This window comes from Candidatus Bathyarchaeia archaeon (assembly GCA_041447175.1).
GTDB lineage: Archaea > Thermoproteota > Bathyarchaeia > Bathyarchaeales > Bathycorpusculaceae > JADGNF01.
The window spans coordinates 2,473,679-2,497,039 of sequence record CP166960.1 but is presented as its reverse complement, the minus strand read 5'-3'; the positions used below and the strand labels follow the sequence as shown (position 1 = coordinate 2,497,039).

Below are 23,361 nucleotides of genomic sequence, written 5' to 3'. Positions count from 1 at the left end.
CGTGTCAGATTTCTCTCCACCGCGCCTTAGTTTTGGCAACCAAAAAAAGCGTCACCGCCAAAACAACCAGCACTATCCAGTCCAAAATAATGTTCCAAGAAGGCACCTGCAAAAACCCCGCGGCGTTTTGAGCAATCTCAGCGACATACGTCGTGGGGGAAAAGTATGCAAGGTACCGGAAGGGCAGCGGAATGTAGGTGATGGGGTAATACACTGGGGGTATTGTTGAGAAAAGCGTAGAGATAAGCCTTGAGAAGGCAAAGCTTTGCACGATGTCGCTGGAGAAGGTGGAGAGCGTGTAGCCGATTGCGATGGAAACCAGAAACATCAAACCCAGCACCGCGACGAACTGCAGAATTCCCGCCAAACTCAGGGTTAGAAAGAAATACGCCAGCACACTCAGCACGATTAAAGCGGGAAGTGAGTAGACGATTTCTGCCAAGGCAATTCCAAACATGTAAGTAACCCAAGAAGTCGGAGAGCTAACCACCATGTCCTGAAGTTTGAAGTCGTTTTTTAGATGTGCCAAGTCGGTTTGGATTGACATGCCGCTCTGGAAAACGGTCATGATGAATGCGCCTTGCACTGCTGGTCCAATCAGGCTTCCGCGGCTCACCAGCACAATTAAAAACAGAAACGAGAAGGGAGCCAAAACCGTGTTAATCAAAACCACGGGGTAATTTTTCATTTCATAAATGGAGTTTACAAGCACGCCTGCAAGAATCTGACTGAACTTGCTTCGCTTCTGCGTTGAACCCTGCGCGGTGTTTGGCACCTGTTATTCTTCTCCTTCTTGTTGGCTGATTAGATAAAAGAAGATGTCATCAAGCGAAATCGGGTTGATGGTGAATTTGCCTGTGCCTTTGGAGAGTGCCCGTGCGATGCGGAACGCTTCTTCTTCGTGGGTTAGAATTCGCACAAACCCATCTTCGGTTAACATTTCTCCGCTGAATTGCCCAAGAAAACCTTGCGGGGGCTGAAAGAGGAGTTTTATGCTGTAATTGTACTTCACGCTTTGCCTAAGCTGCTCTAAAGTTCCGATGCGGATGAGCCTGCCCTTGTCTAACACGCCAATGTAGTCGGCAAGTGCCTCGGCTTCCTCAAGATAATGCGTGGTAAGAAAGGTAAAACGCTCTTTTCCGGTTTCTTTGAGGAGGTCCCAGAGGGCTCTTCGGGAAATCGGGTCAAGCCCCGTAGTTGGCTCGTCAAGGAAAACAATTTCTGCCTCAGAAGCAAGAACCGTCGCAACCGAAACCTTTCTCTTCATTCCACCCGAAAGCGAACGGCTCAAAGTGTTGCTGCACTCGCCAAGCCCCAGCCGCTGCAACCATTCCCGTGCCCGCTGTTTTGCCTCGCCATACCCAAATCCGCGCCAAAGCAGGTAGGAAAGCACCGTCTGGTAGGGGGTCATCCAAGGCACGGGGCGTGCCTCTTGGGGTACGATGGCGATTTTCTCTCGAAGCTGCTGCGCCTGTTTCATGACATCAATGCCGTTGACAAAGGCTGCTCCTGAGGTGGGTTCAAGTTCGGTGGCTAAAATCCGCACCAAGGTGGTTTTGCCTGAACCGTTCCTGCCGATGAGAACAAATATACCCTTGGAAGGAACAGAAAAGCTCACGGAGTCCAGCGCACGGGTTTTGCTATCTTTGTAAACCTTAACCAAGTTGTCGCATGTAACAGCACTGTGGGTATCCGTCATTTAACCGCCAAACAAGAACGGGGGTTTTTGGGAGTTTGTTAAGTCTTTCGGTCAAAAAAAGGGTGAAAAGGTTTTCCTTCGGGTCTTGGTTAACTGTTATTTGTCTTTGGTGCTAGTTTGACCGCAGAGTAACTTGTGTGCAGCAGATGATGTGCAGTGTGGCTGAGAGGCTTTCTTAGAAATGTCTGATATAACGCTTTAATCTCGGGGTTCTCATGGCTCATCCGCAACTCGCACACTTCTCTGTCATCGCGGTTCAATCCAGCTGTACGCGCTTTTCGGGTGCATACATTTGTGGGTAACGGTTGCCCTCCGCCGCCGATGCATCCCCCAGGACACGCCATGAACTCAATAAAGTGATACTTCGAGAACTCTCCGCCCGAAAGAACTGATTCACAAACTTTGCGCACATTCTCCAGACCATGAGCAACCGCAACTTTCACAACTTTGCCGCCGACCGAAAGTTCACCGCGCTTTATCCCATCCATGGTGGCTAAATCATCAAACTCAAGAGCAGCGGGGGTTTTTCCGGTAAGCAAAGTAAGGGCGGTTCTAAGTGCTGCTTCCATAACGCCGCCGGTTCTGCCAAAGATTGGAGCGGCACCGGTGTAGCTACCCAAAAGGGAATCAGCGTTTTCTTCAGGCATCTGACGCAAATCAATTCCCGCTATCTTGAGGAGACGCGCCAATTCTCTTGCCGTAAGCACCAAATCGACATCTTGGAATGTTTCTTCAACGCTTTGTTCCCCGTGCTCGTTCCAATACCCTGAGGCGTCAGTCATTTCTTGGCGCTTTGCTTCAGTCTTCTTTGAAGTGCAGGGCATAATGGAAACTACCCTCATGTCTTGGGGATTGACGCCCAGTGTTTTTGCGCCAAATGATTTAGCTACCGCGCCAAACATCTGCTGTGGGCTTTTTGCAGTAGACAAATGAGGCAATAATTCTGGATAGAATCTTTCGGCAAACCGAATCCACGCTGGACAACAAGAGGTGAAAAGCGGCAGGACGCCTCCGTTGGTTAAACGGTCAATGAATTCGCTGCCTTCCTCCATGATGGTTAAATCTGCAGCGAAGTTTGTATCCCAGATTTTTTTGAAACCTAATCGGCGAAGAGCCGCATAAATTTTTCCAGTAACCAATTCTCCTGGAGGAAAATCAAACTCTTCCCCGAGAGAAGCGCGGATGGCGGGTGCAAATTGTGCAACACAGAAGGTTTGGGGATTTTTCAGCAGGGTCCACGCTTCAAAGGTGTCATCGGACTCGCGCATGGCACTTAGTGGTTCAGTGAAGGCGCAGTTTTCGCATTGTAAGAAGTCAGCCAGTACGTTTCTGGTGGCTAATGCGCCCATGGGGCAGTGAAGGATGCATTGTCCGCATCTAACGCAACGTTCTTCGTCGACTATTACGCCTTTTTCTTCATCAAATGTTAACGCTTCTACACCTTGTAGCCTGCAGGTTTGCACGCAGGATTTACAACGGATGCATCGATTGGGGTCATGAACAATCGAGGGGGTAGCGCCTCGCGTCGAGAAAGAAAAACCGTCATACTCTTCTTGAGTGATTAACCCAGCGTTGATGCCTTCAACGGCTATCTTTTTTTGCCATTCCCGCATGAAAAAGCATTCATGCTGGTCAGTAAGTAAATCTGCCCGACCTGCAAGTTCCTGCTGGATTAGCGGCGTATTGGTATTGATTGACATTCCGTCCTGAGCGGTACGTTTCTTCAGGGCAGATAAAGAAACAAGTTGCCCATCGACTTCAGCAAGTCCAAGCAAAGGGCAGGACTTGTTAGGTATCCAGTCTTTTGCGTCGCCCAACTGCGGCGTTAAAACAGTTTCGTTTGCAGATTGAATGGCTTCAAAGATTGAAAGGTTACTAGATACTTGAACTATTTTTTTGTTGATAGTTACCTGCATGCACTCACTCGCCATGGTGTTACTATTTTTAAAATTAGTAGCACTATTTTAGCGTTGCTGCGCTAAATCAACACAAAACCCCAAAAACAGCAACACACAACAAAACAGCCCCACTTGACCAGAAAAACTGCAGGGCGAACCCTAACTCTGTTTTGTGGATACGGGAACAATCTTTTCAACTCTTTTTGATGTAGAAACGGCTGCCGTAATTGCAACAAAAGAAGAAGGCATAGTTAACAAAGCCAGAGTCAAAAAGGTTGAAATGAACCCTGCTGGCACGATTGAATTAAGAAAGGGCGCACTTGTGACCATAGTTTGAAAAATCTGCACGATGGGCAACCCCGCAATCGACCAAACGATGGCGGTTAAACTCCAAAAAATGCAGGGAAACACGACCGCCAGGGTAACCTTTGCCAGCCTAGTTTGGGGGTTTAGCCGCATTATCAGCAAGTCCAGTAATAATCCAATGGCTAAACCGAGAAAGGGTTTGAATATACCGGGGGTGTTGCCCCAGATTGTGGTGGGTACAGTGAGCAAGCCGAAGATGAGAAAGTACAGGACGAAAATGTTCTTGCGCGTGATTGCCCACGTAGTGTAGGCGAAAAAGAGGTCCAAAGGAACCATGATTAATGCTCCAAGAAAGACTTGGGGTATTACAACTTTTAGTGCAGGGGCAACGGTTGCACAGATTACAAAGTTGGTTGCTGCCATAATTGCAGTTAGCGCTAAGTCAAAGGGTTTGAGATGGAATTGTTCTTTAACGTTGTTTGTCATAGCCCACACATCCCCAGTGTTACTTTTTTTAAAAAAAGTAACACCTATATATGGGTTTGCGGCAAAAACGTTTAGGAGGATTGTTGGCAAGTTGACCTTAGAAATTGAAACCGAAGCAGCCAAAGCATTACTACGAATACTTCTCAGCTGTCAATGCCCAATCACCAAAGAAGCTGAAGAAAAGATAACACACTACTTCGCATCTCAGCAACGCCGCCCCTCGCTGAATTTTCAGAAAATGATTGACCTTGCTGGCGGGGCAAAGCTAGACACAGCATTTCGAAGGCTGCGAGACTGTTGTTTTTATTATAAAACCGATTTGGATGAAATGATAATAAACAAAGAAGATGTCATCAGGCACTTTTGTAGCGGTTTTCACTGGAAATTCAATGCCGACACGATGGCAGCCTGCCCAAAAGGAGTAAGCACACCCATCACTGATGCAGCATCGTGGTTTGTGGGGCACATGCTTCTTCCAGTGAAACTGAAAAAAGAAAACGATTCGGTTCATGCTGAATACTCGGGTTCAGGTTTCAAACTACAACTATTCAACGTTTTCACCCCACAGGACATGGAAATCGAAGAAGACACCATTTATGCGATACACTTCGCGTCGGTTATATCAGAAATAACGCACGCGCAGTCAAAAATGGTTGGTCAACAGCTTGAAACCAACGACAACTTCAAAAACCTAAGAGACACAACAAAGAGCATCGACTACGCTCATTTCCAAAAATATGGGGATTATCGGCAGTTCTGTGAAAATAGATACAACAAGTACTTCAAGTGACTTAGACGCCTCCGTGAAGCGATGCTTTCAGTTTCCTTAAGGAATTGACGGAAATTAAAGGACAACTACGTGGAATTCCAATTGAAACGAAAATCATTAAAGACAAGATAAAGAGAAGTGGCGCCCAGGCCGGGATTCGGACCCGGGTCCTGCGGGCGACAGCCGCATATACTAGACCGAACTATACTACCTGGGCAAGCTTTTGTCGCTTATGGCTTAAGCGCCGCAACAATACACATTATTTTGGCTAATTAACCTTTCTGGGTTAAAAACGTCGCGGTTTTGGATAGCCAAAGAAGTTGACTTTCCAGCCAAGGCGAGAGCCGCATTGTAATCAGCTATAGGGGTTGGCTGCAGTTAGCGTCGTCTGTTAAAGAATGTGTCCATGAACAGGTCCGAGAAGTGCCCCTCCTGCGAAGTCTGCAATTGCTTCGTCTTCCAATGCCCCGATTGTAGGTAAGCCATGTCGATGGCTCTAACAAACAGTTTCCCGTCTGCGGTGGTTTGGTATTTGCCGTGTTCAGGTTTCTCAATAAGACCGTGCCTAAGCAGCAGGGTCAGATGGTTGGATAGTGCGGTTTTCTCCAGCAGGGTTTCGTCTTTGAGCGCTTCAAACGATTTGGGTCCCAGCAGTAAGGATATTATGATTTGCAGGCGTTTGTCGTTACCCAGAGCTTTGGTTATATTTAGTATGTCGTAAAAGGAGGCTTTGAGGGACTCCACCAACGCAGTTGATGATTTTTCATAAGACATGTTGCGGCTTCTCCTTTACGGGTATGTACCAGTCAACTTCGGATTGCGGGTCATCAACGCCTCTAAACCGTTCTGCGTTGTATGCTTCGATGATGTAGGGGTAAGCTTGCTCCAGCCCGTTTTGAGGCAGCCATTCTTTTAGCACGTAGAGCCCTGTTTTTTCATCAGCGACTTTGGTGGTGAAGGTGGCGTATCGTGTTTTGGGGAGGACTTTGACAAACATTTCCAGAGGGATTTCTTGGATGCTTGTGACTTGGACGCCTGCAAACACGTAGTACTTTCGGGTTGCTAAGTATTCCTCTGGTTCTATGTGGACTTCGTAGCCGATGTTGGGTTGGCTGCTTATTCCAGCAAGGAGGTTTGAGTATTTTTGGCATAGGTTCATGAATCGTTGCCAGAGTTTGCCGATTTCGTTTTCGATTGCCCATTCTTTTGCTTGGTGGAAGGGGTCGCCGTAGTATACGCATCCTAGTAGTTGTAGGGTTAGTTCGGGGGTGATTGTGACTTGAAGCTCCATGGTTATTCACTTTTATTAGGAATAAAACCTATATTTTTAGGTATATTTAAATATGGTGCCAAACCTAGCCCGACTGAGGAATAAAAATGACCGAAAAAACACCCAAATACGAAGTCAACCCAATCGGGTCAGTACGCAAAACCAAAGAAGGCTTCAACATCCAAGTCAACGAACCCTTCCGCCCAGCACTCCGCCAACTCGAACACTTCAGCCACCTAATCGTAGTTTGGTGGGCAGACAAACACGACAACAAAGAAAGCCGCAGCAAAACCACAACCACACCCCCATACGCCGACAAACTAACAGGCGTGTTTGCTTGCCGAGCCGAATACCGCCCCAACCCCATCGCGCTAACAACCTGCAGAATTCTCGAAGTAGACGAAAAGAAAGGAATAATTAAAGTGCCATGGATGGACGCCTACAACGGAACACCGGTGTTGGACCTGAAAGCGTATTTTCCAGTCTGTGACAGGGTAAAGGAAGCTCACATCCCAGAGTGGCTTAAGGGCTGGCCAGAGTGGATGCCTGAGGACACGAACCTTGAAAGCGACTGATGAGCGAGATGTGCAGCGCCTGTTGTCCACCGCCCCCCTTTCTGGAAGAAGGGTCAGTTGGAGTTTGCTGTGGTTTAATTTTGGTTTTGACGTGGCAGGTCTTCGGCGCCGATTTTTTTCTTAAAATCCGCAAGCAACTGCTCGATTTTTTGCCGAGCCTGCTCTTGCTCTTTGAGAAACGCATAAGGTGCTTCGTCGGTTTCAGGAAGATCACGCGTGTAGGGCCATTTGATTGCCAATTCAGTTCCACCTTCAATTGGGGTAAACAGGAACTCAACTTCCAGTGATTTGCCGACCCAGCTGGGGCTGTACTGAATTAGCAGGTAACGGGGAGGCACAAACTTTTTGACGGTGACGTTTTGTAAGCCAACTTCGGTTAGGGCTTTCTCGATGAGCTCGGCGGATTCGTTGACGCTTGTGCGCAGCAGGTACTTCTCTTCCAAAACCTTCAACTGCATAATGAAACCCTTCTGCAAAATAGGGGCGTTTTCTGATATACCTTTCCCAGCAAATCCATGACCAAACATGTCAAACAGAAACATTTAGCCACAGCAAAAGACGTAAGCAAAACCCAAAGCACCCCCAGAAACAAAAAAACAACACAAAAAACAAAAAGAGACGGCTAACTCTCCTTTCGTACTGTCCGCAAAGTTTTCTCTGCGGTAGACGCACTCTCCAGCAAATCATCAATGGTGGATAGTAACGTTGAGAGCTTGCCCTTCAAACAAATCTCCGTGACCACGCTTGCCCCGTCAAGTTGAGTTTGCACCGTCAGCCCCGGGGGCGACACATAGTTGTCAGGACCAACCGCGTCAGCAACCGCCAAAGCCAACTTTGCGTCCGCGTAGTTAAGCCGAATTGTCGCCTTCAACGTTTTCGCCCCGCAACTGCCGCCCAACCAACTCGTTGGCGGCTTTCACAAACTCCTCAGCCTTCTCCAAAGGCACCTGTCCGCCTGCTGCGATGTTGTGTCCGCCGCCTTTGCCCTCCAGCGGTTCCGCTGCCAGCCGCATCACCACGCCCAAGTTGACGCCTTTGTGGACGGCGACGTCGGTGGTTCGGGAAGAAAGCTTTGCCAGTCCCTCGCCGGGCACGTTGGCGTAGGCTATGAGGGGTTTTTCCACGTTGGGCAAGCCGCTAACAAGGATGGAGGAGATGGTGCCGATGATTTTTTCGCTAACAAAGTCCTCACCGTTAACCACGTAGATGTTTTCGAGTTCCCGCAGCCTTTCAGGTTTTTCCCAAACCCAAATCAGGTATTTGTTGATGCTTTTGCGGTAATCCTCCAACGCCTTGTTGGCTTCCTCCAAGCCTGCCCCACGGTCACCCATACAAACCGCAATGCCCAAGCTGGGTCTTTCCATGCGTCCAGTGGAGTTGAGGAGAACGGCGAATTCGCGGGCATCCCGCAAAGGCGTCCAGGGCTCCTCTGTGCTTAAAACGTAAATGTTACCAATCAAGTTAGTAATTTCGTAATGCAACCCCTTAGACAACAAGTACTCTGCCAGTGCTGAGCAGAGCCGTTTCTTTTCCTCCTCCGTTAAATCCCTTAGGGCGCGCCAGCGTTCGCCGTTCTTGAGGGGGATTTTGAGGGCTGACAGGAAAGCAAGGCTTTTGTCTTCTTCGCCGCTTATGCCGGGCAGAAACGGGTTGGTTGTGGAAGCTAAGGTTCTGTGGATGGGACGGGTTTCTCTGCCAAAGAAGGTGAGGTCTTTCTCGACTTTTATCAGCTTGGCAGCTAAAGCATCTTCCACGATGAGCGCGTTCAAACTGCCCAACTCACGCTGTCCATAACGGTCTTGCATGTCCCCCAACGCGCCCACCAACGCAATGGGGGCTAAGTCGGTGTTGCGTTTATCCAGCGCCCGTGCCGCAAAGTATGCCACGCCTGAGCCGCTTACTTCGGTTGCGCCGTCCATGCCGTGCATGTGGGGGTTGACTTGGGTGAAGTTTGGGTTTTGGTTGGTTCCTGCGGCTTGGTGATGGTCTAGGATGACGACTTTGAAGTTGGGGATTTTTTCGTTAAGCAGGTCAAGGTAGCCGCTGCCAAAATCGGTGAGGATGACCAGTTCGGGTTTGTCGGCGACGATTTCGTTTATGATTTTTTCGTCTACCCACTGTGTAATGCGGATGCGGAACCGTGCATCAAACCTGAAAAGTGCTCTGCCGATTACGCCTGCTGCGGCGATGCCGTCAGCGTCCAGATGGCTAAAAACGTGTATGAAGCCGTCGTTTTGGATAGTTTGGCGAATGACTTCGGCTGCTGCTTGGGCGTCTGCCAAAAAGGCTTCAACTGCGTGAGGGTTTTGCTGCATGGTTCACACTTACGGGTTTTGAGTTTGGAAAAGAGAAGTTTGCGCGGCGGCAAATATGCTTTACGCGTGGGAAAAGGGATATGTTTAGGCGATGGAGGCGATTTTTGCCACGTATTTCCAGTTCTTTTGGACCACGCCTTTGCGTTTGTAGTAGCGGCTGAGCTTGTGGATTTTGGCTTCAATCATAACCATGCTGCGTTTGTTGTGGGAGTCCTTTTTGTTGCGTTCCATGTGAACTGCCATACGTTGAGCTTTCTTGACCAAGTTGCTAAGGTCCTCGGGCATTGCGGGAGCTAAACCTGCTTCTTTGAGGGTTTGGCTTATGCTTTTGCCCGTGATGGGTTTAACCAGCGGAATGGCATATTGATCCCGCAGGACGGTGCCTATGCTGCTTAGGCTGTGACCTTCTTTTGCCAGTTTAATGATGAAGGCTTCTACTTCTTCTGGCTCGTATTTGCACCAGCTTGGCGGTCTGCGGCTTACTGGGCGAATACTGTGTGACTTTCCTTTTTCCTGCTTTGGCATGTCAATTACCTTACTTATCGCACCTTAACCCACATAAAACGCATATTTAAGAATAACTGTACCCAACCCGAGAAAACTACTCGGATTGCAAGGTTACAGAAACAAATTGGAAACAGGAACGAATAACATTTTCGTTTATTGATGGCTTTTGGGAGCAAATTCAACTGAAGACCACAACTAACTGGATAGGGTCTTACGTTTTGGGTTTGATTTTTAATGTTCGAAAGCCTCTTGCGACTGGATTAAGCATCTCTATCAACGTCACTTCCTCCAAAACACCAGCCAAATCGTTCGCATACCCTCTAACATCATGCTCTGCCTCGATGAGGGAGTGGAGGTAAACTTTGCCATCTGCGATGCTGTGAGTACATTTGATAGGCAACCCAAGCAATAGCGACTTTTTCTCTTCCACAGATTTTGTGGCGGCATATAGGATGGCTTCGGAGCCTGCTGTCAGTTCTGCAACTCGAACCGCCACGCTTTCTTTGCCTATAGCCAGTGTTTCAATGTTGTGTTTTCGGCGGATTTCTCCTGCCGTGCGCCGCAGTTTGGGCAGGATTTTGAGCAGGTTTGCCCGCGCCTTGTTGGAGAGCCGCATGTTTATCAGCTCCACGGGGGACAACTCGTCCACGGGAACGCCGCCCAACGTCGAATCCAAATGCACCACGTCGGCTTTGGTGGTTTCGAGCAGAGCTTGGCAAAGATGCGCCTCGGTTACGATTACGTCGTAGGTTTCGTCGACTTCTTTGAAGAGGGGCTGGGATAGACGGTTGTGGGCTTCCCTGTAGGGCTCTTCAACGAGCACCGCCACCGAAGCAACCAGATGGGTGGGGTTGAATTTTTCGTCCAGTAAGGCGGCTGCGGAGTCGGCTGCAACAATCCTCAAAGCAAGCACCACCAAGGAAAGAGTGTTAAAGAATTTAGGTTTACCCTTCTTCTGGGGCTTCGGGAGATTTTAAGCCTAACCCTAAGATGTACATTTCGCTGCTTTTAGCGCGGCTTGCCTTAGGCTTAATCAGCTTAACCTCCTCAAAACTCTCCTTGACTTTATCCATGTACTCCTTGAAGAGGTCGCCTTCAAAAACTTTGGTGAAAAAGTTCCCGTGGGCACCCAAAATTTGTTGGGCAACATGAAGCGCCTTGGTTGCAAGGTCAATTTGGCGTGCTTGGTCCACTTCCCAAACGCCCGAAATGTTGGGCGACATGTCGGAAATGACCACGTCGGCTTTGGTTGGTAAGAAACTCAGAATCTGATTTACGGCGTCGGGTTCGGTCATGTCCAAAACGATGGTACGAATGTAGGGCTGCTCAAAAGGCTCAATAGGCTTTAAGTCGACGCCTAAAACAAAGCCCTTCTTGCCTGCGACTTTGCGGGCTGCCTGAATCCAGCCGCCTGGCGCCGCACCCAAATCGACGACGATGTCGCCGTATTTTATGAAGTGGTATTTTTGGATGGTTTGGGCAAGTTTGTAGGTGGCGCGGCTGCGGTAGTTTTCGGCTTTGGCTTTTTTGTAGTAGTATTCTTGTTTACGCTCTTTAATCCAGGTCTTGGTCTTGCCCACAGAAAAAGCCTCAATTAGTTGTTAAGCGGGGTCTACTTCGGGAGGTTGGTCTAACCGTATAATCCAGTCGGTTAGCCGCTCGCAGCTTTTTGGTGAAATCGTCGTGGTAGGGTCGCATCGTGCGTTGTCAGGACACATAAGGCAGGGGCAGTCCACGATGGTTTCGATGCTGGCGGGCATGCGTTTGGGGAAAAGCCTGTAGGTCCATCTGCCGCCTTCAAGTTCTTTTTCGCGGCGGATAAGCCCCTTCTCCTCCAGTTTGATGGCGACGCGACTGCCCTCGCGGCTGCTGGCGCCCAACTCTCGCCACAGCTCAGACTGCAACACGCCTTGGTAGCCAGTGTTCATGACAAAATGGAGGGCTTTCTGCTCTAAGTCGTTACGTTTTGGCATCTTGGTCAATCCAGTGAATACACTATATAAGCACTAGTTGCCAGATAAAAAGAGTACCCCAAAAACACGGCAAATTAACATAAGGAAAAGACAAACATGACCGCAGGCAAAAGCAGGGAAGGCTTCTGTTTAGGCATCGAATCCACAGCAGACGACTTTGGCGTGGGCATCGCAACCTTTCAAGGCGACATCCTCGCCAACGTTTCAGACGGCTACATACCGGAAACAGGCGGAATTCACCCACGAGAAGCCGCACGGCACCACGCAGAAGTCGCCGACAGTGTCCTCGCGCAAGCCCTTAGCCAAGCCAAAATGAAACCCAAAGACCTCACCGCTATAGCTTTCGCTCAGGGACCCGGGTTGGGGCCTTGCCTGCGAACAGGAGCTACGGTGGCACGGGCGTTGGCGTCGTATCTGGGGGTTCCGTTGGTGGGGGTTAACCATTCGGTGGGGCACATCGAAATCGGCAAACTCCAAACCGGCGCAAAAGACCCGCTGACGCTTTATGTTTCAGGAGGCAACACCATGGTCACCGCCTTTGCGTCGGGCAGGTACCGCGTTTTCGGCGAAACCCTCGACATTGCGTTGGGCAACTGCTTGGATGTTTTTGCGCGGGAAGCCGGGCTCAAAAACCAGAAAGGGCTGCCTTTGGGTGCCGCGGTGGAGCAGCTTGCCGCAAAAGGCAAACGGCTGGTTCCGCTGCCCTACGTGGTGAAGGGGATGGATTTGTCGCTAAGTGGATTATTGACGGCTGCCGTGACTGCCTTGCAAAAGGGAGCCTTTAGCCTTGAGGATGTCTGTTATAGCCTGCAGGAGCACGCATTTTCGATGGTGACTGAGGTTACGGAGCGGGCGCTGGCGCACACCGAAAAACGGGAGGTTCTGTTGACGGGCGGGGTTGCCGCGAACAGGCGCCTGCAGGCTATGCTCGACATCATCGCGGGGGAGCATGATGCTTCGTTTAGTGTGGTTCCGCAGAGGTTTGCCTCTGACAATGGTGCCATGATTGCTTGGGCTGGGGTGCTGGCTTATACGCATGGTTTGTCGGTTCCGGTGGAGGAGAGTTTTGTGCGGGTGCGTTGGCGAGTTGACAAGGTGGATGTTCCATGGGTGAAGCAGCCATGACCCAGCAGAAGCAGCTTATCAAGAAGGGCGCCGAAGCCAGCCTCTACCTCGCCAACTGGCACGGCAGGCAAGTGGTCATCAAAATGCGGCTACCCAAACAGTACCGTCCCGAACAGTTGGATTTGACGATTCGCCGCTACCGCACCGTCCATGAACCGCAGTTGATGCATGAGGCAAAACGCGCAGGAGTCTCAACACCGACGATTTTCTTGGTTGATGTAGAGAACGCGACGGTAGTGATGGAGTACGTTGCGGGGCAGCAGGTCAAGCAGATGCTGGACACGACTTCAGACGCCAGCAGGCACCAGTTGTGCGTGGACATCGGCACGTTAATCGGCAAACTCCACAGCCACGGCGTAATTCACGGCGACCTAACAACCTCCAACATGATTTTAACCGAGGCAGGCAGGGTTTTCTTGGTGGACTTTGGGTTAGGCGAAAAAAACGTGGAGTTGGAAGCTCGCGGGGTGGATTTGCATCTGTTTAGGCGGGCGCTGCAGAGCACCCACTTCCAAGTCGCGGATGCTTGCTTTTGGGCGGTTCTTGAAGGCTATGAAGCTGTGTTGGGGGCGGATGGAACAGCAAGGGTTTTAGATAAGATAAGGGAAATAGAAAAAAGAGGCCGCTATATAGCTGACAGGCAACAAGAGGCAGAGCAGGTGGGAATGTGAGTTTTAAATTAAAAGGAAAAGTGGTTTTCTTTGCCACAGGAAACATACACAAATTTAACGAAGCACGAGTCGTGCTGGCAAAACACGGCTTAGCCGCAGGCATGCTTCGAGCCAAAGCAGTTGAAATTCAAAGTGACAGCTTAACAGAAATTGCCACTGCAAGCGCCATAGACGCCTACAAACGTTGCCATCTGCCCATAATTGTTGAGGATGCAGGGCTGTTTGTGGACGCCCTGAAGGGGTTCCCAGGACCATACGCAGCGTACGTGTACAAAACCGTCGGAAACCGGGGACTACTAAAACTTCTGGAAAACGTGCAGGACAGAAAAGCCACTTTCCGCTCCGCCATCGCGTATTGTGACAGCGAAACAGGTCAGATAACATGTTTTACTGGTGAAGCTCAAGGAGAAATAACCACACAAGAACGGGCAGTGGATGTTAAGTCGGCGTTTGGGTTTGACCCCATTTTTCAGCCCAACGCAAGCAGCAAAACATTTGCCGAGATGACTCCTGAAGAGAAGAATGCAGTTTCGCATCGTGCGCAAGCCGTCAGCAAATTTGCACAGTGGTATCTTAAACAAGCATAGGCGGCTGTTGGAAGGGGAGTTGGGGAAACCCTTTTAGTTTGCAAACAAGCAGACTTATGAGAGGTAGCTCTGTGGAAACCCAAAAACTTACCGCCGTGCCCAACTTTGAGGCTGCTTTAGTTATTTTTGCGACCTTTTTTGTTTCTGTGTTTTTGAGTGCTGCACTTCAACTTACGGTGGGCTCCGAAATCGCCCTCATTGTTGGTGAGTTGGCCATTCTTGCCGTGCCCCTCACGTATCTGCTGATGAAGCGGATAGACATCAAAAGCTACGCTCGTATACACTTCAACCCAAAACTGCTAACCATAGGTTTGGGCTGTGCACTTATCCTGCTCCTAATCGACGTTGCATCCACCAACGTGTTAACCGCCGTTTTTGGTGAAAGCGCAGCCGTCCAGCAGTCCAATGAGCTGCTCACAGGGCTCAGCGCCACCCCAACAGGGCTAATTGCCGTGGCTCTGTCGCTGGGTTTAGCGGGCGTCTGCGAGGAATTTGCGTTTCGGGGTTTTCTACAGAACTCACTCTTCAAAAACCTAAACCGCACAAACCCCAAATACGCCTTTGCCGTGGCAGTTACGGTTTCGGCTGTGGTGTTTGGGCTGTTCCATTTTGACCCCGCAGGAGTGTACACAATTGCCGCCTTCGTTAGTGGACTTGCCTTAGGCTACATTTACCATCGTTGGGGTTATGTGGCTTCTGCGACGGCGCATGGCGGCATGAACCTCATTGTCTTGGCTCTTCTCATGCTGGGCATATAACACGAATCAGGTCACCCCCCAATTTTATTAAGCAGGACAGGTCTTCATGATTGTAATGTGAGAAAGGAGAGAGGAAAAGGCATGAATCAACATTTTTTAAGAGCTAAACTGAATGATTTACCGCCATGGAGAAGGCTGTTTAGGGCTGCTGTTTTGGTTGGGCTGCTTTTTTCGGGCTTGCTTTTGGCTGCGGCTGGTTTTGGGTTCGCCGCCGCATCAGATGCACCGACGACCCAATGGAATCAGACCTACGGAGGAACACAGGCTATGACGGCGCAAAATGCGTGATTCAGACTAGCGACGACGGATACGCAATAGCAGGCCACAGATATTTGGGTGACGGAAGTGATTTTTTGTTGGTTAAGACGGATGAGGCAGGTACAGTACAGTGGAGTCAAACCTACGGCGGAACAGGCAATGATCGGGCAGAGTGTTTGATTCAAACTAATGATGGAGGATACGCACTGTCAGGCACCACGGAATCTTTTGGTGCTGGTTTTGGCGATTTTTGGTTGACCAAGACCGCTCCTGACCCGCTGTTTGGGTTTGGTGGGTTTGTTTTGCCTGAGTACCCGTTTGGGGCTATGGGCGCACTACTGCATGCATAGCGGCACTGGCAGCTACGGTGGCGATTAGAAAACGCAAAAAACCCACAAACTAAACTTCAGCCCCTTTTATTTAACAAACCCAAAGGGTAGGCTCTTTCAGAAAGAGGCTTTTGCCGTTTAGGGATATGCCTCTTGCAGTGCATGTTGTCAAGTTTTGTGGTAAGTTGTATTGTCGCATAGTCGGGTCAGGAGAGGGAAACGACTTCTAAGCTAATGTCTAAGGCTTTGACGCTGTGAGTCAACTCTCCCAAACTAATCAAATTCACACCCGTCTGTGCGTAATCCAGCAAGTTCTCAGCTGAGATTCTTCCACTTGCCTCCAGCAGCACCCGCCCAAAATAGCCCGCCTTCTTGAATTGGGCAACCGCTTCAACAATTTGGGCAGGCGTAAAGTTGTCCAGCATCACAATGTCAGCGCCCAACTCAGCAGCCTTCACAGCGTCTACGGCGTTAGTGACTTCGACCTCGATTTTCTTGCTAAACGACGCATACTGCTTGGCAAGCTTGAGGGCTTCTTGGAGGCCGCCCGCCAACGCGAGATGGTTGTCTTTAATCAGAAGCATGTCGTCTAAGTGAAGCCTGTGGGGTTCTCCGCCGCCAACTATGACCGCTTTCTTATCAAAATACAGCAAGCCCGGCGCAGATTTGCGGGTTGCCGTGATGCGTGTCTTCAAGTTTGCTTTCTCGATTTTCTGGGTTAGGTTGTGTGTGGCTGTGGCTATGCCGCTCATGCGTGAGAGCAAATTCAGAAGTGTCCGCTCCACGGAGAGGATGGTGGCTGCGTCCCCCCAAAGACTCATCAAAACCTGCCCTTTCTGGACTTGGTTTCCGTCGTCAACATTCACTTCGACCTGCAGCCCCAGTGACTCCGCTAAAACCGCCGCTTCCTCGATGCCTGCAAGGGTGCCTTCGGCTTTGGCTATGACTTGGGCTTCCGCCGTGGTTTCAACGGGGAGGATTGCAGCGCTGGTTACGTCGCCTTGACCGACGTCTTCAGCGAGGAGTTTTGCCAGTTTCTCTTCCAGAATCTTGCGGGGAACAAACATAACTGGTATTTTGACGTTTAGACTTTAAATCCCTTCTTGTGATTTCTTCGGCATGCTGGGCGCGATTTGGGGGAGAATTAAAATAAAGCTATCCCACAATGTCTTTTATGAGACTGTTGTATGCTTGCTCCGAGCTAGGTTTAGGACACGCCGCCCGCACAGCGACGCTGGGTAAACAGCTGGAGCAACGCGGGCATGAGGTTTTCTTTTTTTCAGGCGCAAGAGCATACCAGCTGCTCAAAAAAGAATTCAAACACGTCTATCCCGTCACGCCCGTAGCGTGGTATGAGAACAGCAGCGGCATAATTATGTCGGCATCACTCATCAACATCCTTTTTTCGCTGCCTGTTTACAACGCTGAAACCGACAAATACGAAATCAAATCGTCTATCGCCATGGAAATCATCCACCGCTACTACGACCTGCGCAGGCTCATTTACGAAATCGCCCCCGACGTCCTCATAGCCGACGGCGACCTCAACGCGCTGCGCATGGCGCAACGGTGGAAAATCCCCGACGTTTACATAACCAACCTTGTCAGACCAAGCCAAGGCTTCTCCTCCCTGCTTAGCCCCGGCGAAAGAATAATCGAGCGATATGTCAAAAGCTGCAAACGCATCATAATCCCCGACAATAAACCGCCCCACACCATCTGCGAATACAACATTGGCAACCTCGGAAGTGTCGGAATCGGGGACAAAACCGAATTTGTGGGCAGCTTCTTCGACACCAAACCAACCAAAGTATCGGAGCAACATATCTTTGCCCCTGTAAGCGGACCGTTTGGAACCCGCGCCCGACTTCTAAACATACTGGTTCCCACGTTTGAACGTCTAGAAGCTAAAAGCATCGTCAGCTTAGGCGCCATGGGGGAGGAGAGAAAAGTGGTCAAACGGGGTAACTGTGAAATTCATTCGTGGCTTTCGGCTCAGGAACGCGCCGAAGCAATGCAAAATGCATCCATTGTGGTTTTCAGTGGGGGACACATAACCTGCTTTGAAGCTGTCAAATACACTAAACCCACTATATGCGTTCCTACACAACCGGAACAGTTGGCAAACGCCGCAAAACTACAGAATATGCAGTGTTCAATAGTGGCAAAAAATAAGACGCAACTGGCAGCGGCAGTTCGAAGCATCGAAGACAACTACAGCAAATACAAAACAAACATGCAAACTCTAAACAGGGCTTCGAACCAATACAGCGGTTTAACTCGAGCCGTCGAAATCATCGAAAAAGTCCCGCGCCATTAGGCGTCGGTTAGGCTTTTGCGTTTGACTTCTCCGTTGGGGGTTTCTTCTTCGAAAACGATAGCGCCAAAACGGTAGACCTTTGTGCCTTTGGTTAGCCAACTGTCAGGCGGCAACCCCGCTTTCACACAGCATTGACACAGGAATTCTTCTTCGCACCAACCCCACTCCACAGGCACCTGCGGCAACAGCAGCCCCCGATAGAAACCTCGCTCCATGATTAACCCGTGTTCGCCCACCTTGATTTGCTTCACATATTCCTCAGGCTTATCCACCTGCACAGACTCAGGCGGCGTGAGCACGCTGACTTCAAAGACCACATGGTCAAGCTCCTCTTTGTGCATCGGTTCAAATCGGGGGTCTTGTGTTGCTGCATGTATGGCGTTGTCAATTACCGCGTTGACAAGGGGGCTCGTGGGGTAGGGGTAACCGATGCAGCCACGCAGGGCGTTCCCGCCACGCTGCACCTTGTTTATGGTGACAAAGACGCCACAGTTCTCAAAAAGTTTCTTAGGCGTGTCCGCGGGCGGCTTTAGGGTTTCACCTGTGTCCAGAAAGGTCTTCGCGGTGTTTCGGGCAAGCGCAATTAAGAATTTTCCTTCGGCATCGGTCAGTTCAAACGGCACAGGGTTCATCTCCAATGGCACAGCTACACGCTGGCTCGCAGGTTAGTTGAAAAGAAGGGAGGTTAGAATTTTGTGGTTTCTTCAGTTACGCCTTCCTTGGTGATGACCAAGAGGTCGATGCCGTCGCCGCTCATGGCGTCTCGGCTGATGGCGGACTTTATGGCGCGGGCAACCAACGGTTTGGCTTCGGCAACCGTCAAATCCTTGTTGTAGCCTTCTTCGATGACTGCCATAGCGATTTCGGTTCCTGAACCCACCACCGCATAGTCGTCGGGCAAAACAGAGCCCAACACGTCCAGCACCCACAGGCTGGGTCCTTCGTCGTCAATGCCGCCCACGATGGTCTGCGTGATAAGCGGTGCCATACGACGGTTAAAGAGGATGTTGCTCATGAGTTTAGCAGCGGCGCGCACGCTGATGGCTCTGCCTACGTCCATGCTAAACAGGTTCGCGTTCGCCGCTACATCACGGACTAAGACCTGCATGTCACTGACTAAGCCGGCACAGGCGGCGCCGATTTTATCGGTGATTTTGAAGACTTTTTTGCCGCCTTTGCTGGCGATGAAGTAGCCGTAGGAGACGCGTTTTTCAGAAGCCAGAATCACGCCGTCTTTGCATACGAGACCTAAAGTGGTGGCTCCAGGCACCCATGTCGTGCCTTGGGCTTGTGACTGTGAGGGAGTTTGAATTCCATATCCGTCCATAAGTCTGCACCTTTTCCTAAGGGATTACACAAGACCAACTATTAAGCTTAATCTCAACAAGAACCCGCTAACAAAGGATACAAAAAAGAAAGAGCTTTTAGATGCTGATTTGGAACATGAGTCGCTCAACAAGTTCTTTGTAGCGGTTGCGGATGGTGACTTCGGTGACTTGCGCGATTTCGGCGATTTCCCGCTGCGTCTTACGTTCTCCGGTGAGGACGGAGGCGATGTAGCTGGCGGCGGCTGCGATGCCTGTTGGACCACGCCCTGAAGTGAGCTTGAGTTCTTTGGCTGAGGCGAGGATTTTGTGGGCGATTTCCTCCACTTTGCCCTGCATTGTAAGTTGGTTGCTGAATTTAGTTATGTATTGTCCTGGGCGAAGCGGCGGAATCGAATAATTCAACTCCTTAATCAAGAAGCGGTAGCTGCGTCCGACCTCTTTCTTGTTCACGTTGGAGGCTTGGGCAATCTCGTCAAGCGTTCGAGGAAGCCCACACTGCCTACACGCCAAGTAGAGGGCAGCGGAGGTGACGCCTTGGATACTGCGTCCGCGGATAAGCCGTTCCTTGACGGCTTTGCGGTAAATAACGGAGGCGGTTTCCAAGATGTTTTTGGGCAAGTTGAGGTTGTTGGAAATCTTTGTGATTTCGGAAAGGGCAAAGGCGAGGTTGCGTTCGGTGGCGTCGCTAACGCGGATGCGGCGCTGCCATTTGCGCAGGCGGTAAACTTGCGCCTTCTGGCCAGGGCTGAGGCTTTTGCCGTAGACGTCCCGGTCATGCCAGTCGATGGTTGTGGATAAACCTTTGTCGTGGATGGTGTAAGTTAAAGGGGCACCAACCCTTGTGCGTTTTGACCGTTGGTCTTCGTCAAATGCGCGCCATTCGGGGCCGCGGTCGGCGATTTTGGCGGCGACCACAAAGCCGCAGTCCATGCAGACGATTTCGGCGCATTCGTAGTCGCGCATTAGCCGGGTGCTGCCACATTCGGGGCAGGATTGAACTTTCACGGCGGTTTTTTGTGGCGACGAGGACACATCGGTTTTCTCATGCAACCCATTATTCCCACTCATTCATCTATCTCCGGTTTTTCTTTGGGGGAGAAACATACAGTTGCTTGTTTGCCATTTTTTCAGGGTTCTTAAGGGAGGGTTTAACCACGACGTACGGAGAAGACACTGGGCCAATGATGTCGAAGATTTTTCCGACAAGGTTTAGATTCTCATCAACTACTGCGGCGCCTAGTTTGGGGGGGTTTTCGGTTTTCACGACAAGGTTTTGTGACGGCGTCACGTTGAGAACTTTTCCTAATCTTTGCAACACGTTCCCCTCTCGAAAAACAACAACGTCAACGTGATACGCCTTATAAAGCTTTCGACAAAAACCGAGGGCAGCTTGTTTAGTTGAACGTTTTTCCAGCAGAAACGTTCATATTTGAGAAGCAGCGTTTAGTTTGTGCCTTAATAGGGTGAGGCCAAGAAAATGTCCAAACCATTCTATGTAAAATATGAAGCACCAAAAGAAGTAGTAGATGCAGCCTATGAAGCCCTCAACATAGCTTCAAAATCAGGCGTAGTCCGAAAAGGAACCAACGAAGCCACCAAAGCTGTGGAACGTGCCATAGCTAAACTGGTTGTCATCGCGGAAGATGTGGAGCCCCCAGAGGTCATCGCACATCTGCCCTTGCTGTGTGACGAACGCAAAATTCCGTACGTGTTTGTGCCCAGCAAAGAAGAAATCGGCAAAGCCATCGGCATCGATGTTCCCGCTGCGTCGGCATGCATACTTAAAGAAGGCGAAGCCACAGGTTTAATTAAGGAAATAATTTCACGTCTTGAGCAGATAAGAGGCTCGCAGTAAAATGAGCAAAGAAGAGAAAACGCAGGCATCCGATCAGCTTACGCCGGCGGAAGTCATCCAAGTCATCGCCCGTACAGGCGTGACGGGTGAAATTACGCAGGCGCGGGTGCGCATCTTGGATGGCCGCGACAAGGGCCGCATCATCACCCGCAACGTGAAGGGTCCGGTGCGTGCTCAGGATATCTTGATGCTGCGCGAGACTGAACGTGAAGCCAAGAAAATCAACCGATAAAAGGGGAGTCCTGAACTATGCCGAAACCAAGAAAATGTTCATTTTGCGGTGCCGAATTTCCCGCTGGCACTGGCATGATGTACGTTAAGAACGACGGCACCATCTTGTGGTTTGACTCAAACAAATGCAAGAAAAGCTCGCTCAAGTTCAAACGTGACGCACGTAAGCTGAAGTGGACTACCTACTTCGGAAAAGAAGAAAAAGGCAAAGCCTAAACCAACAATTTTTTCTTATTTTAATTTTAAGTTTAGCTTCGGCTACTTAGCAAGTTTCTGCCGATTCTTGATCCATCTTTGCCAGCAATTGCTCGATAAACAGGTTTCAGTGCAGGGATATCTTCTTTGACCGCTTTCCAAAGAACATCCAGATTGACTCCAGAGTAGTCATGGATGAGTTTATCGCGGGTTCCCGTCATCATGCGCCAAGGCACCTGAGGATTTCGGGCTTTAACTTCAGCAGGCAGTCGTTTTGTTGCTTCGCCGATAATCTCAAAATTCCTAACCACAGCATCCACAGTTTTGGAATCATTAGAAAACGCGCTAAAATTCAACCGTTTGGTGTACTCTCCTATTTTGTTAGAGGCTTCCAGAATATCATCAATGTAAAGTCTGCAATCTTTCTTCAAACGTAAATCGCCTCATTCAAAATTCGGTCTTTAATCCTGGGCTTTAAAGAAGCACGCATCACCAAATCTACCTTTACGCCGAGATTACTGCTAAGAAAATCTTCCAACTCGATGAATTTGAACAGGCTAATGGGCTCAGAAAACTCAACCAGCACATCCAAATCACTTTCCCTCTTCTGTTCCCCCCTCACATAAGACCCAAAGAAACCAATAGTTGCCACATTGTACTTTTCAGCAAGAACAGGCTTAAGAGACGCCAATTTAACCTTAAACACCTCAAGCTTCAAAGGGCACCCACCAACAAAACACTAACCCACACTGAACATATTACCTTTTACCCAAAACACTTCAAAAGAGAAAAGGCTTCAAAAGGGCGTCCCTCTTTTTGATGTAGATGGTTTTTGCTGTTTCTTGGTGATAGTTTGTTTTGGATATTTGGGGAAAGTACCAAGGGCAACTGGTAAACTGCGAAACTATGGGGTCTATTTGGATGCTATTAGAAATTCATTGCAGAACCTATAGAGGGGTAGGGGTCGGTCAAAACTTAGCTGACCTACGTGTAAGCCACAAAACGGGAGAAGTTGTGTGTGGTAGCGGGGAGTAGATTTGAACTACCGATCTCTGGGTTATGAGCCCAGCGGGTTAATCCTGGCTACCCCACCCCGCTACAGCCTGTGCCTAAGCGTGTGCCTTTGCTTAGGGGATTCTTGATACTACCTGTCTGCCGATTATTAATAGTTTCTTTTTTCAAAACACAAAACCATTAATTACCCCCTCGACAATACAAGCACGGGCACAACCATGGACAAACCAATCTTACGCCAAACCACAACTCCTACCCTGCAAGACCCGATTTTCGTTCAGGGACTGCCTGGGTTTGGCAACGTCGGCAAAATTGCCGCCCAACTCCTCATCAAATACGTCAACGCCAAACCCTTCGCCCAACTCTACTCCCCCACCTTCCCCGACTACGTCGCCGTGAACACCAAAGGCACCGCCAGCCTCCCTCACTACCAATTCTACACGGCCTCACTTGAAGACACAAACTTAGTTATCATGACTGGCGAAACCCAACCCAGTTTCGACGACACCTTAGCACACTATAGCGTCTGCGGCGAAATCCTCAACTACACTCAAACTCTCGGCTGCCAATTCCTCATAACCATCGGCGGCGTCCCCCAAACCGAAGAAAAAGCCCAAGTCTACGTCGCCGCAACTAACCCCAAACTCGCCGACGAATTCAAAAACAAAGGCGCCGCACTATACAGCCGAGGCAAAATCGTGGGCGGCACAGGCTTAACACTGGCGTTGGCTAAAGAGCGCGGTTTGCCGGGCATCTGCCTGTTAGGGGCAACCACAGGGTTTAAGTCAGATAAGAATGCTGGTTTGCTTGCGTTCAAGTTTCTGATGAAGGCGTTAGGAAAAGAGATAAAAGAAGGATTACCAGAAACACTTTAGCCGAAAGCAAAACAGCG

Annotated in this window: 33 protein-coding genes and 2 tRNA genes; 13 read left to right on the top strand and 22 right to left on the bottom strand. The window is 49.8% G+C overall.

Annotation, left to right across the window (positions count from 1 at the left end; translation table 11 throughout):
• Nucleotides 1–4: 4 nt before the first annotated feature.
• The 4 genes from ACBZ72_12930 to ACBZ72_12915 all read right to left on the bottom strand — a co-directional run bounded on the left by ACBZ72_12930 (nucleotide 5) and on the right by ACBZ72_12915 (nucleotide 4,389).
• Nucleotides 5–775, bottom strand: a complete 771-nt coding sequence (locus ACBZ72_12930) for an ABC transporter permease (protein XES77060.1) — start codon at nucleotides 773–775, stop codon at nucleotides 5–7.
• A gap of 3 nt (nucleotides 776–778) precedes the next feature.
• On the bottom strand, nucleotides 779–1,699 hold the full coding sequence (locus ACBZ72_12925; GenBank protein XES77059.1) for an ABC transporter ATP-binding protein: 921 nt from the start codon (nucleotides 1,697–1,699) through the stop codon (nucleotides 779–781).
• A gap of 89 nt (nucleotides 1,700–1,788) precedes the next feature.
• Nucleotides 1,789–3,615, bottom strand: coding sequence for a [FeFe] hydrogenase, group A (locus tag ACBZ72_12920; protein XES77058.1), 1,827 nt, complete (start codon nucleotides 3,613–3,615; stop codon nucleotides 1,789–1,791).
• A 141-nt stretch (nucleotides 3,616–3,756) separates the two neighbouring features.
• Nucleotides 3,757–4,389 (bottom strand): hypothetical protein, encoded by a 633-nt coding sequence (locus ACBZ72_12915; protein XES77057.1) that lies wholly within the window; start codon nucleotides 4,387–4,389, stop codon nucleotides 3,757–3,759.
• A gap of 91 nt (nucleotides 4,390–4,480) precedes the next feature.
• Between ACBZ72_12915 and ACBZ72_12910 the strand changes: the two genes are divergently transcribed.
• Nucleotides 4,481–5,179: a hypothetical protein gene (locus ACBZ72_12910; protein ID XES77056.1), complete on the top strand. Its 699-nt coding sequence runs from the start codon at nucleotides 4,481–4,483 to the stop codon at nucleotides 5,177–5,179.
• Nucleotides 5,180–5,297: 118 nt separating this feature from the next.
• Here the strand turns inward: ACBZ72_12910 and ACBZ72_12905 are convergent.
• The 3 genes from ACBZ72_12905 to ACBZ72_12895 all read right to left on the bottom strand — a co-directional run bounded on the left by ACBZ72_12905 (nucleotide 5,298) and on the right by ACBZ72_12895 (nucleotide 6,449).
• Nucleotides 5,298–5,375, bottom strand: a tRNA-Asp gene (locus tag ACBZ72_12905).
• Nucleotides 5,376–5,536: 161 nt separating this feature from the next.
• Nucleotides 5,537–5,932: a winged helix-turn-helix domain-containing protein gene (locus ACBZ72_12900; protein ID XES77055.1), complete on the bottom strand. Its 396-nt coding sequence runs from the start codon at nucleotides 5,930–5,932 to the stop codon at nucleotides 5,537–5,539.
• Nucleotides 5,922–6,449, bottom strand: a complete 528-nt coding sequence (locus tag ACBZ72_12895; protein XES77054.1) for a GyrI-like domain-containing protein — start codon at nucleotides 6,447–6,449, stop codon at nucleotides 5,922–5,924. The genes ACBZ72_12900 and ACBZ72_12895 overlap by 11 nt, the downstream gene beginning before the upstream one ends.
• Nucleotides 6,450–6,535: 86 nt before the next feature.
• On the opposite strand from ACBZ72_12895, the gene tsaA reads away from it, so the two are divergent.
• A complete protein-coding gene (gene tsaA, locus ACBZ72_12890) occupies nucleotides 6,536–7,003 on the top strand; it encodes a tRNA (N6-threonylcarbamoyladenosine(37)-N6)-methyltransferase TrmO (protein ID XES77053.1) in 468 nt (155 codons plus the stop codon).
• Between the two features lie 74 nt (nucleotides 7,004–7,077).
• On the opposite strand, the gene ACBZ72_12885 is transcribed toward tsaA, so the two are convergent.
• From ACBZ72_12885 to ACBZ72_12855, 7 genes are all read right to left on the bottom strand, one after another.
• The gene (locus tag ACBZ72_12885; GenBank protein XES77052.1) at nucleotides 7,078–7,461 is read right to left on the bottom strand and encodes a hypothetical protein; all 384 of its coding nucleotides are present in this window, start codon (nucleotides 7,459–7,461) and stop codon (nucleotides 7,078–7,080) included.
• 164 nt (nucleotides 7,462–7,625) lie between these two features.
• Nucleotides 7,626–7,874 (bottom strand): KEOPS complex subunit Pcc1, encoded by a 249-nt coding sequence (locus tag ACBZ72_12880; protein ID XES77051.1) that lies wholly within the window; start codon nucleotides 7,872–7,874, stop codon nucleotides 7,626–7,628.
• A complete protein-coding gene (locus tag ACBZ72_12875; protein ID XES77050.1) occupies nucleotides 7,852–9,318 on the bottom strand; it encodes a DHH family phosphoesterase in 1,467 nt (488 codons plus the stop codon). The genes ACBZ72_12880 and ACBZ72_12875 overlap by 23 nt, the downstream gene beginning before the upstream one ends.
• An 84-nt stretch (nucleotides 9,319–9,402) precedes the next feature.
• Nucleotides 9,403–9,843, bottom strand: coding sequence for a 30S ribosomal protein S15 (locus ACBZ72_12870; protein ID XES77049.1), 441 nt, complete (start codon nucleotides 9,841–9,843; stop codon nucleotides 9,403–9,405).
• Between the two features lie 193 nt (nucleotides 9,844–10,036).
• On the bottom strand, nucleotides 10,037–10,729 hold the full coding sequence (locus tag ACBZ72_12865) for a DUF4152 family protein (protein ID XES77048.1): 693 nt from the start codon (nucleotides 10,727–10,729) through the stop codon (nucleotides 10,037–10,039).
• Between the two features lie 40 nt (nucleotides 10,730–10,769).
• A complete protein-coding gene (locus tag ACBZ72_12860) occupies nucleotides 10,770–11,405 on the bottom strand; it encodes an RlmE family RNA methyltransferase (GenBank protein ID XES77047.1) in 636 nt (211 codons plus the stop codon).
• Between the two features lie 21 nt (nucleotides 11,406–11,426).
• Nucleotides 11,427–11,798 carry a helix-turn-helix transcriptional regulator gene (locus tag ACBZ72_12855; GenBank protein XES77046.1) on the bottom strand — a complete coding sequence of 124 codons (372 nt, stop codon included), beginning with the start codon at nucleotides 11,796–11,798 and terminating at the stop codon, nucleotides 11,427–11,429.
• Nucleotides 11,799–11,894: 96 nt separating this feature from the next.
• Here ACBZ72_12855 and kae1 point away from each other — a divergent pair, with 96 nt between their 5' ends.
• From kae1 to ACBZ72_12825, 6 genes are all read left to right on the top strand, one after another.
• Nucleotides 11,895–12,923: a KEOPS complex N(6)-L-threonylcarbamoyladenine synthase Kae1 gene (kae1, locus tag ACBZ72_12850; protein XES77045.1), complete on the top strand. Its 1,029-nt coding sequence runs from the start codon at nucleotides 11,895–11,897 to the stop codon at nucleotides 12,921–12,923.
• The gene (locus tag ACBZ72_12845; GenBank protein XES77044.1) at nucleotides 12,905–13,594 is read left to right on the top strand and encodes a Kae1-associated kinase Bud32; all 690 of its coding nucleotides are present in this window, start codon (nucleotides 12,905–12,907) and stop codon (nucleotides 13,592–13,594) included. Before kae1 ends, ACBZ72_12845 begins: the two co-directional genes overlap by 19 nt.
• Complete coding sequence (locus tag ACBZ72_12840; protein ID XES77043.1) at nucleotides 13,591–14,181, top strand: XTP/dITP diphosphatase; 591 nt, start codon at nucleotides 13,591–13,593, stop codon at nucleotides 14,179–14,181. Before ACBZ72_12845 ends, ACBZ72_12840 begins: the two co-directional genes overlap by 4 nt.
• 71 nt (nucleotides 14,182–14,252) lie before the next feature.
• The gene (locus tag ACBZ72_12835; GenBank protein XES77042.1) at nucleotides 14,253–14,939 is read left to right on the top strand and encodes a type II CAAX prenyl endopeptidase Rce1 family protein; all 687 of its coding nucleotides are present in this window, start codon (nucleotides 14,253–14,255) and stop codon (nucleotides 14,937–14,939) included.
• A gap of 81 nt (nucleotides 14,940–15,020) precedes the next feature.
• Nucleotides 15,021–15,227, top strand: coding sequence for a hypothetical protein (locus ACBZ72_12830; GenBank protein ID XES77041.1), 207 nt, complete (start codon nucleotides 15,021–15,023; stop codon nucleotides 15,225–15,227).
• Complete coding sequence (locus tag ACBZ72_12825) at nucleotides 15,224–15,547, top strand: hypothetical protein (protein ID XES77040.1); 324 nt, start codon at nucleotides 15,224–15,226, stop codon at nucleotides 15,545–15,547. Before ACBZ72_12830 ends, ACBZ72_12825 begins: the two co-directional genes overlap by 4 nt.
• Nucleotides 15,548–15,732: 185 nt before the next feature.
• On the opposite strand, the gene nadC is transcribed toward ACBZ72_12825, so the two are convergent.
• Nucleotides 15,733–16,593, bottom strand: a complete 861-nt coding sequence (gene nadC / locus ACBZ72_12820; GenBank protein XES77039.1) for a carboxylating nicotinate-nucleotide diphosphorylase — start codon at nucleotides 16,591–16,593, stop codon at nucleotides 15,733–15,735.
• Between the two features lie 98 nt (nucleotides 16,594–16,691).
• On the opposite strand from nadC, the gene ACBZ72_12815 reads away from it, so the two are divergent.
• Nucleotides 16,692–17,846 carry a glycosyltransferase gene (locus tag ACBZ72_12815; GenBank protein ID XES77038.1) on the top strand — a complete coding sequence of 385 codons (1,155 nt, stop codon included), beginning with the start codon at nucleotides 16,692–16,694 and terminating at the stop codon, nucleotides 17,844–17,846.
• On the opposite strand, the gene ACBZ72_12810 is transcribed toward ACBZ72_12815, so the two are convergent.
• From ACBZ72_12810 to ACBZ72_12795, 4 genes are all read right to left on the bottom strand, one after another.
• Nucleotides 17,843–18,469, bottom strand: coding sequence for a TIGR00296 family protein (locus ACBZ72_12810; GenBank protein ID XES77037.1), 627 nt, complete (start codon nucleotides 18,467–18,469; stop codon nucleotides 17,843–17,845). The genes ACBZ72_12815 and ACBZ72_12810 overlap by 4 nt on opposite strands.
• A gap of 62 nt (nucleotides 18,470–18,531) precedes the next feature.
• Complete coding sequence (gene psmB / locus ACBZ72_12805; protein XES77036.1) at nucleotides 18,532–19,173, bottom strand: archaeal proteasome endopeptidase complex subunit beta; 642 nt, start codon at nucleotides 19,171–19,173, stop codon at nucleotides 18,532–18,534.
• A 97-nt stretch (nucleotides 19,174–19,270) separates the two neighbouring features.
• Nucleotides 19,271–20,242 (bottom strand): transcription initiation factor IIB, encoded by a 972-nt coding sequence (locus ACBZ72_12800; GenBank protein ID XES77035.1) that lies wholly within the window; start codon nucleotides 20,240–20,242, stop codon nucleotides 19,271–19,273.
• Nucleotides 20,243–20,246: 4 nt separating this feature from the next.
• On the bottom strand, nucleotides 20,247–20,489 hold the full coding sequence (locus tag ACBZ72_12795; GenBank protein ID XES77034.1) for an H/ACA ribonucleoprotein complex subunit GAR1: 243 nt from the start codon (nucleotides 20,487–20,489) through the stop codon (nucleotides 20,247–20,249).
• Nucleotides 20,490–20,651: 162 nt separating this feature from the next.
• Between ACBZ72_12795 and rpl7ae the strand changes: the two genes are divergently transcribed.
• Genes rpl7ae through ACBZ72_12780 form a run of 3 tightly spaced genes read left to right on the top strand, consistent with a single transcriptional unit; the run spans nucleotide 20,652 to nucleotide 21,476 of the window.
• Nucleotides 20,652–21,029 (top strand): 50S ribosomal protein L7Ae, encoded by a 378-nt coding sequence (rpl7ae, locus tag ACBZ72_12790; GenBank protein ID XES77033.1) that lies wholly within the window; start codon nucleotides 20,652–20,654, stop codon nucleotides 21,027–21,029.
• A 1-nt stretch (nucleotide 21,030) separates the two neighbouring features.
• Nucleotides 21,031–21,261 (top strand): 30S ribosomal protein S28e, encoded by a 231-nt coding sequence (locus tag ACBZ72_12785; protein ID XES77032.1) that lies wholly within the window; start codon nucleotides 21,031–21,033, stop codon nucleotides 21,259–21,261.
• A 17-nt stretch (nucleotides 21,262–21,278) separates the two neighbouring features.
• Nucleotides 21,279–21,476, top strand: coding sequence for a 50S ribosomal protein L24e (locus tag ACBZ72_12780; protein XES77031.1), 198 nt, complete (start codon nucleotides 21,279–21,281; stop codon nucleotides 21,474–21,476).
• A gap of 32 nt (nucleotides 21,477–21,508) precedes the next feature.
• Here ACBZ72_12780 and ACBZ72_12775 read toward each other — a convergent pair whose 3' ends face one another.
• The 3 genes from ACBZ72_12775 to ACBZ72_12765 all read right to left on the bottom strand — a co-directional run bounded on the left by ACBZ72_12775 (nucleotide 21,509) and on the right by ACBZ72_12765 (nucleotide 22,553).
• The gene (locus ACBZ72_12775) at nucleotides 21,509–21,886 is read right to left on the bottom strand and encodes a DUF86 domain-containing protein (GenBank protein XES77030.1); all 378 of its coding nucleotides are present in this window, start codon (nucleotides 21,884–21,886) and stop codon (nucleotides 21,509–21,511) included.
• On the bottom strand, nucleotides 21,883–22,173 hold the full coding sequence (locus ACBZ72_12770; protein ID XES77029.1) for a nucleotidyltransferase family protein: 291 nt from the start codon (nucleotides 22,171–22,173) through the stop codon (nucleotides 21,883–21,885). The genes ACBZ72_12775 and ACBZ72_12770 overlap by 4 nt, the downstream gene beginning before the upstream one ends.
• 301 nt (nucleotides 22,174–22,474) lie before the next feature.
• A tRNA-Met gene (locus ACBZ72_12765) sits at nucleotides 22,475–22,553 on the bottom strand.
• A gap of 134 nt (nucleotides 22,554–22,687) precedes the next feature.
• Here ACBZ72_12765 and ACBZ72_12760 point away from each other — a divergent pair.
• A complete protein-coding gene (locus ACBZ72_12760; GenBank protein XES77028.1) occupies nucleotides 22,688–23,344 on the top strand; it encodes a PAC2 family protein in 657 nt (218 codons plus the stop codon).
• The last annotated feature ends 17 nt before the right edge of the window (nucleotides 23,345–23,361 follow it).